At 72.1% G+C, this 7493-nt stretch carries 8 protein-coding genes; 3 read left to right on the top strand and 5 right to left on the bottom strand.

Annotated features, from left to right (window positions below; translation table 11 throughout):
- Positions 1-12: 12 nt before the first annotated feature.
- Complete coding sequence (locus ACFXGJ_RS23425; protein ID WP_378625564.1) at positions 13-3393, bottom strand: BTAD domain-containing putative transcriptional regulator; 3381 nt, start codon at positions 3391-3393, stop codon at positions 13-15.
- A gap of 59 nt (positions 3394-3452) precedes the next feature.
- Here ACFXGJ_RS23425 and ACFXGJ_RS23420 point away from each other — a divergent pair, with 59 nt between their 5' ends.
- Positions 3453-4322, top strand: a complete 870-nt coding sequence (locus ACFXGJ_RS23420; protein ID WP_378625560.1) for a 1,4-dihydroxy-2-naphthoate polyprenyltransferase — start codon at positions 3453-3455, stop codon at positions 4320-4322.
- 70 nt (positions 4323-4392) lie between these two features.
- Here the strand turns inward: ACFXGJ_RS23420 and ACFXGJ_RS23415 are convergent, their stop codons facing one another.
- Positions 4393-4776: a phage holin family protein gene (locus ACFXGJ_RS23415; protein WP_378625557.1), complete on the bottom strand. Its 384-nt coding sequence runs from the start codon at positions 4774-4776 to the stop codon at positions 4393-4395.
- Between the two features lie 39 nt (positions 4777-4815).
- Entirely contained in the window at positions 4816-5667 is an 852-nt protein-coding gene (locus ACFXGJ_RS23410) for an SAM-dependent methyltransferase (RefSeq protein WP_378625553.1), read from the bottom strand.
- A 37-nt stretch (positions 5668-5704) separates the two neighbouring features.
- Here ACFXGJ_RS23410 and ACFXGJ_RS23405 point away from each other — a divergent pair, with 37 nt between their 5' ends.
- Together ACFXGJ_RS23405 and ACFXGJ_RS23400 are read left to right on the top strand one after the other, a co-directional pair.
- Positions 5705-6217, top strand: a complete 513-nt coding sequence (locus ACFXGJ_RS23405; RefSeq protein ID WP_378625551.1) for a GNAT family N-acetyltransferase — start codon at positions 5705-5707, stop codon at positions 6215-6217.
- A 91-nt stretch (positions 6218-6308) separates the two neighbouring features.
- Positions 6309-6614: a hypothetical protein gene (locus ACFXGJ_RS23400; protein WP_378625547.1), complete on the top strand. Its 306-nt coding sequence runs from the start codon at positions 6309-6311 to the stop codon at positions 6612-6614.
- A 9-nt stretch (positions 6615-6623) separates the two neighbouring features.
- Here ACFXGJ_RS23400 and ACFXGJ_RS23395 read toward each other — a convergent pair whose 3' ends face one another.
- Positions 6624-7202 (bottom strand): Clp protease N-terminal domain-containing protein, encoded by a 579-nt coding sequence (locus ACFXGJ_RS23395; RefSeq protein WP_378625568.1) that lies wholly within the window; start codon positions 7200-7202, stop codon positions 6624-6626.
- Positions 7203-7207: 5 nt separating this feature from the next.
- Positions 7208-7423, bottom strand: coding sequence for a helix-turn-helix domain-containing protein (locus ACFXGJ_RS23390; protein WP_378625545.1), 216 nt, complete (start codon positions 7421-7423; stop codon positions 7208-7210).
- Positions 7424-7493 lie beyond the last annotated feature (70 nt).

Genomic DNA, 7493 nt, shown 5'->3' with positions numbered 1-7493 from the left:
TCGGGGTACCGATCACGCACGGGCGCGGAGCGCATCGAGGATCTCCGCGCGTGCCACGCGCCGCGGCATCCCCTCGACGGACGCCAGTTCGGCCTCGACCCGCTCGGCTCCGAGCGCCGCTCGCGCCGCGTCGAGGTGCCGCGACCACTGCATCGACGGAAGATCTTGTCGAGCAGCAACTCTGGTGGCCAGTGCCACCAGCCTCAGCCCACCGTCCGGGTCCGATCCGGTCGCGATGTCGAAGCTGCCCACCGCGCACGCCACCCCGCCGGTCTGCGGCAGGTCCGCGTAGCCGTCGGGTCCGAGCCGGGTCGCGACCGTCAACGCGAACGAGTCGACCCGGTCGGCGATCTCGTCGCTGCGGCCGGCGAGCACGTGCGCCGCCACCGCCGCGGCGGCCAGCATCAATCCGAACGGGTCGGGGCTGTCCCCCGCGCGCTCCCAGCCGATCAGCTCCAGGGCGTGCCGGTAGCCGCGCAAGCCCGCGTCCACCTCGCCCGTCGCCAGATCCACCTCGGCCGCGGCCGCCGCGAGGGCGGCGGTGCTCTGGTTGGCGTCGCCGATCGCGAAGGTGACGCGCTCACCGACGACCGCCAGTTCCACCTGCTCGGCGGCCGATCCACCCGCCGCGAGCTCTCTCCTCGCCTCCTCGACGCGGCCCGCACCGACCAGCGCCGCGGCGATGTAGCTGCGCAGGGTGGTGCTCTCTTCGTAGGCGTGCAGGTCCCACATCAGGTCGGCCCCGCGCCGGTAGTACCCGACCGCCTCGTCGTATCTCGCGGACTGCCCGGCGAGGCTGCCGAGGTGCTGCAGGACCATCGCCAGGCCCCAGACGTCCCCGGCCGCCTCGGCGAGGGCCAGCGCGCGCTTGCCGTCGGACCACGAACCGTGCAGGTCGCCTGCGTTCTCCCGCAAGTTGGCACGCGCCATGTACGCAGCGCTGCGCGCGCCCGGATCGGCCGATCTGACACCGCGAGCGAGCGTGCGGGCCATGCCCTTTCCCGATGCCGGCAGGACCATCAGCGTGGCACTCATCCGCAGCGACTCGTCGATGTCGGTGCGCGAGGCGAGGATCGACCGCAGCCGGATGCGCATCACGGCGAGCGCCCTGCTCACCCCGGAGAAGGCGGTGTGCCCGCCGATCACCAGGTAGGTCAGCGCCAGGAAGTTGCCGGACACCTCGAGCCCGTGACGGCGCGGGTCGACCTCGAGCATCCGGGGTGCGAGGGCGATCACCTCGGAGTGCGCACCACGCATCGACCAGGTCGCACCCAGGACCGGGAACACCGTCAGGGCCGCGCGTCCCTGGCCCGTGGACAGCGCATGACGCAGGACGGCGAGCAGGTTGTCGTGCTCGGCCTCCACCCGCCGCGAGGTCCCGATCTGATCGCCTGCGATGAAGTCGCGCACCGCGTCCCGGCAGAAGTCCTCGGCCCAGGCGACGGTGCGCGCGGCCACCTCGTCGGCCTCCCCGGCGGCCGCCAGCTGTTCCTCGCCGAACTCCCGGACGGTCTCGAGCATGCGGTAGCGCAGGCCGGGCACGTCCGGCCCCTCCACCACGGCCAGCATCGACTGGTGCACCAGACCGTCGAGCGCGGCGTCGATGTCGGTCACCTCGCCCCACTGCGCCACCTCGGCGGCCGCGGCGAGCGTGAAACCGCCCGGGAATCGGCACAATCGGCGCAGCGCGGCCCGCTGTGCCGGCTCGAGCAGGTTCCAGCTCCAGTCGATCACCGCCCGCAACGTGCGGTGCCGCTCCGGCGAGGTGCGGTCCCCCGACCGCAACAACGCGAATCGGTCGCCGAGCCGGGCGTTGATCTCCGGCACGCTCATCGTGCGCACCCGCGCGGCCGCCAGTTCGATCGCCAGCGGCAGTCCGTCCAGCGTGCGGCACAGCTGCGCGATCTCGACCGGGTCGAGCTGCGCCGACGGGCGCACCGCCAGCGCGCGGGTCCGGAACAGCTCGGTCGCGGGCGAGCCTCCCTCGTCGATCACCAAGGGCGGCAACGGATACACCGCCTCGGCGGTGATCGCCATCGGGGCGCGACTGGTGGCCAGCACGGTCAGGTTCTCGCTCGCCGCCACCAGATCCGCCACCACCTCCGCCACGTCGTCGACCAGGTGCTCGCAGTTGTCGAGGATCAACAGCGAACGCCGCGCCGCGAGCGCCTCACGCAGCCGATCACGTGCGTCGTGCAGCCGCGCCCGCGTCAAGCCGGTGCCGGGCGCCAGTTCCGCCTCGCCGAGGCCGAGCGTGCCGCTGATCGCCGCGACCACGTCACCTCCGCTGCGCAGCGGCGCCAGCTCGACCAGCGCGACCGGAATACGTTCGGAGACAACGCCACCGAGTGCGTGCGCGACTCGGGTCTTACCCGTTCCGCCCGGGCCGAGCACGGTGACCACCCGGTTGGCCGTCAGCAGGTCCTCGATCGCGGCGAGGTCGCCGTCACGACCGAGCAGCGCGTTCGGCGCCGCGCGCAGCCCGAGCGCCGACGGCGTCGGACGGACTCCGGCCCGGTCGGGCTCCGCGCCGGGGTGGTCGCGACGGCCGGGCAGCGCATCCGTCCCGGTCGTCCGCGCCGGATCCGAACGCACCCGGGTGGCCCCGGCGGGCGGCCGCCCCGTCAGCACGGCCGCGTTGAGCTCGACCAGCCTCGGCGACGGGTCCGTGCCGAGCCGGTCGGCCAGCCGTGCCCGCAGACCGGCGAACACCTCGAGCGCCTCGTTGGGCCGACCGAGTCCGTGCAACACGACCATCAACTGCCCGTGCGCCTGCTCGTCGAGCGGCGCACGCTCGGCCGCCACCCGCGCGATCGGCAGCGCGAGGGTCAGTTCACCGGCCGCCACCAGCGCCGCAAGTTCGACCGCCTCCAGCCCGGCCAGCCGCGCCGCCGCCTCGTCCGCCAGTTCCCGGGCGAGGTCACCGGGTGGCACGTCGGCGGCGGGCTCGCCGCGCCACAGCGCCCGCGCCCGCTGCGCCGTCGCGACCGCGCCGCGGTGGTCGCCTTCGGAGTGCTGCTGCTGAGCCTGCTGCTCGAGCATCCGGGCCAGCGTGAGATCGACCTGGCCCCGGCCGAGATCGAGGCGGTAGCCGGCGGGTCCCATCTCGATCGCGCCCGCGGGCAGCGCCGCCCGCAGCCGGGAGATCTGTGTCTGCAGGGCGTTGAGCGGTGCGCGCGGCGGGCTCTCGCCCCACACGTCCTCGATCAGGGCCTGCGCGCTGCGCGCGGCACCGGGCCGGCGAGCGAGGGCGATCAGCAGGCTGCGCGCCCGCGCACCAGGCAACGGCGCCAGCACGCCGTCGCGGCGCGTGGAGACCTCACCCAGTAGGGCGACCTCGATCGGCAGGCCCACGGGCGCAGTCGCTGCGGAGACACTCGTGACGGGATGCACCGGCGCCAATGCTAGTGCCTCACCGCCACTCGATTCCGTGCTGGTGAAAGGATCGCCCCATGGCTTCTGTCTCCGAATGGATCGAGGGTGCCCGTCCCCGCACCCTGCCGAACGCGATCGCACCGGTGCTCGTCGGTACCGGTGCGGCCGCCTCGATCGGCGGTGCGGTGTGGTGGAAGGCCGTGCTCGCGCTGGTCGTGTCGATGTCGCTGATCATCGGGGTGAACTTCGCCAACGACTACTCGGACGGCATCCGCGGCACCGACGACGAGCGCGTCGGCCCACTGCGCCTGGTGGGGTCCAAGCTGGCCTCCCCCGCCGCGGTCAAGACCGCCGCGTTCGCCTGCTTCGGCCTGGCCGCCGTCGTCGGAGTGGTGCTGGCGCTCACCTCGGCCTGGTGGCTGATCCTGGTGGGCGCGGTGTGCATCGCCGGCGCCTGGTACTACACCGGCGGCCGGAACCCGTACGGCTACAGCGGTTTCGGCGAGGTCGCGGTGTTCGTGTTCTTCGGCCTGGTCGCGGTGTGCGGCACCCAGTTCGTGCAGGCCGAGCGCGTGGACTGGGTGGGCCTGGTCGCCGCCATCGCCGTCGGGTCGTTCTCGAGCGCGGTTCTGGTCGCCAACAACCTGCGCGACATCCCCACCGACGCCGAGTCCGGCAAGAACACCCTGGCCGTCCGACTCGGGGACGCGGGCACCCGCACCCTGCACCTGGCGCTGCTGGTGGTGCCGTTCGTGGTGACGCTCGTCCTCGTCGCCCGCACCCCGTGGGCGCTGGTCGGCCTCGTGGCGGTTCCGTTGGCGGTCAAGGCCAACGCCCCGGTCCGCTCCGGCGGCCAGGGGCTGGCGCTGATCCCGGCGCTCGCCGGTACCGGCGTGGCCATGCTGGTGTGGGGCATCGCGACCGCACTCGGCCTCGGACTCGGCTGACCGACACAGCGCAGGACAGGCGAACGGCGCCGGTGTATCCGTACGAACACCGGCGCCGTCTCGCCTTGAATCAGGACTTGCTGTTGGGGATCACCGCGGTGAGCACGAAGTTGACGACCGAGATGATGAGCGCGCCCCACACGGCGGTCCAGAAACCGTCGACCGAGATGCCGAAGTCGGTCGAGTCGGTGATCCACGAGGTCAGCAACAGCATCAGGGCGTTGATCACCAGCGTGAAGAGGCCGAGGGTCAGGATCAGCAGCGGCAGCGACAGCAACTGCACGAACGGTTTGATGAAGGCGTTCACCACGGTGAAGACCAGTGCAATGAACAGGATCACCAGGATGTCGTACCCGGTGCCCTTGGAGGAGGTGGCGATCTCGATGCCGTTCACCCACGCGGCGGCCAGCCAGATCGCGATCGCATTGATCACCAGACGTACCAGAAAACTCATGGGTGCATGCTGGCACATCGGCGGCGTCCACGCGCCGCACTACCCGACTCGAACGGCCTGGATCAGACGCGGACCGGCCGCAGTCGGCTCCTCCTGCACGCCGACCCGTCCCGCCTCGACCAGCAGGTCACGCGGGTACGACACCTCGACGGTCCAGCCCTGCGCGGCGATCCTGTCGACGATGTCGATCGGACCGGGCGGCTTCCAGAGCCCGCGAATGTCCTCGAACGGATCCGTGGCCGCGGCCGGTGCGCCCACTTCGTCCTGCGCGATCCGCAGTGCGGTGACGGCCAGCCTCGACCCGGGCGCCGAGGCCGCGGTCACCGCGCTCAGCAGCCGATCCACCTCGTCCGCCTCGAGATAGGTGAGCAGTCCCTCCGCGATCCACAGCGTCGGGGAATCCGGGGCGAAGCCTGCCGCGGCGAGCGCGGGGATCCAGTCCTCGCGCAGGTCCACGGCGACCGTCCGGCGCCGGCAGGTGGGTTCGGTGCCCGCCGCCCGCAGGGCCGACTCCTTGAACGCGAACACGTCCGAGCGGTCGACCTCGAACAGCACCACGGTCGACGGCCAGCCGAGGCGGAAGCCGCGGGTGTCGAGGCCCGCCCCGAGGACGACGACCTGCTCGATTCCGTCCTGCACCGCGGTCGTCGCCACGGAATCGAGGAACACGGTGCGGGCGACGATCCAGTGGTACATCTCGACCACAGCCCGCACGGCCTCCGGTTCCATCGCCGCGCGCGCACGCGGCTCCGGGTTGCCCGCCGCCTCGAGAAAGACCGCAGCGAGCGGATCCGCGAACAGTCGGTCCGGTCGTGCGGTCTCGGCCGCACGGGCGCGGGCCACCGCCAGGGCGGTGCCGCCGACGCCCTCGGGCACGCTCGTGGCATCCACCCGGCCAACACTAGCCAGGTTGCGTTAGAAAGAACGGATGATCCGCCTCGCCACCGCCGCCGACCTGCCGCGACTGGCCGCGATCGAGATCGCGGCCGGGGAGATGTTCCGCGAGCTGGGCATGGCGGCCGTCGCCGACGACGACCCGTTCGCCGTCGAGGAGCTCGCGCGGTACCAGCGCGACGGCCGGGCCTGGGTGAGCGTCACCGACGACGGCGAGGCACCGGTCGGCTACGCGCTGGCTCTCGAGATCGACGCGGGCGCGCACCTCGAGCAGGTGTCGGTCCACCCCGGGTACGGCGGGCAACGGCGCGGTGCCGCGCTCGTGGACACCGTCTCCGCGTGGGCCGCGGGCCGCGGGCAGCCGTGGCTCACCCTCACCACCTTTGCCGCCGTGCCGTGGAACGCGCCCTACTACGAGCGGCTCGGATTCTCGGTCGTGCCGGAGTCGGACCTGACCGCCGGACTCCGCGAGATCCGGGCCCACGAGGCGCAGCACGGGCTCGACCGGTGGCCGCGGGTGACGATGCGACGGCGAACCGGCGACTGAGGCCTTCCACTCCCGGGCCGGTCGGGTCGACAATGGGTGAGCCCGGGCGTCGACGACGGGCACACCACCCCCGGGGGCGAAGGAGATCGTCATGAGTGTCTTCGTGATTGCCCGTTTCCCCGTCGCGGACGTCGCCGCAGCGAAGCAGTCCCTCACCGACAACGGCGCGCTGCTCGAGGAGATCACCACCGACGCGCTGGCACTCGGCGCCCATCATCACCGGTTCGTCGAGGGCGGCGGGGATCTGCTGGCGATCGACGAGTGGGACTCCGCGGACGGGTTCCGGGGCTTCTTCTCCGACAACGCCAAGATCGCCGAGATCACGGCGGGCGCAGGTGTCCAGGGGCCGCCGGTGGTCGAGTTCTTCACCCCGGTCGAGGCGGCGGGCACCTTCTGACCAGCGCCCCTAAGCGGCCCGGTCCAGCAGGGCGACGACCCGCCGCCGAAGTTCCGCAGTGGCCAGGTGCTCCTCGATCAGGCCGCACGCCCGGTCGTCGCCACCGCGGATCAGGCCCAGCAGCAGGTGCTCGGTGCCGATGGCATCGTCCTTGCGCGCCAACGCTTCCCGCAGCCCGAGTTCGATCACCTTCTTGGCCGCCGGGTCGAACGGGGTGTGCCCGATCCTGCGACCGAACCAGCCGCGCCCCTCGCCGGAATCCCCGACTGGGTTGTCGAGCGCGTCCGCACCGAAGGTCGCCTCGAGACTCTCGCGCACCGCATCGAGGTCGATGCCGATCGACCGAAGGGCCTCGGCGTCCTCGGCTCCGAGCGCCTGACCACTGCGCCGCTGGGTCAGCCGGGCCCGGACCGCCTCGGCGGTGATGCCCGCATCGTCGAGCAGCGCGCCGAGCTGGGTGGCGTGCGCAGCGACGAGGATGCCGAGCAGCAGGTGCTCCGGCTCGATTCGCGGTGCCCGCAACGACTTTGCCTCGTCCTGCGCGAGCACGACGGTCGCGCGAGCGTCGGCGGTGAACCGTTCGAACATCGCCACTACCGCCCTTTCCTGGTGTGTTTCTGGTGGACTGCCTGCCGACTCACCTCGAGCGCGTCCGCAATTGCCTGCCAGGACCAACCCTGGTCGCGGGCGCTGCGGACCTGAATCGCCTCGAGCCGCTCGAGCAACCGACGGAGCGCCAGGACCGCCCGCAGCCCGACCGCGGGATCGGGGCTGCCCGCGGCTGCCGCCAGGTTCGTCGCCTCGGTCATGATGTCAACGTACGTTGACGCCATGACGTTGTCAATCGTCGTTGACATACGAGTACGGCCCGCCCAGAAC

It is taken from the genome of Rhodococcus sp. NPDC059234, from assembly GCF_042754225.1.
GTDB lineage: Bacteria > Actinomycetota > Actinomycetes > Mycobacteriales > Mycobacteriaceae > Rhodococcus_G.
This window is presented reverse-complemented; position numbering and strand designations above follow the sequence as displayed.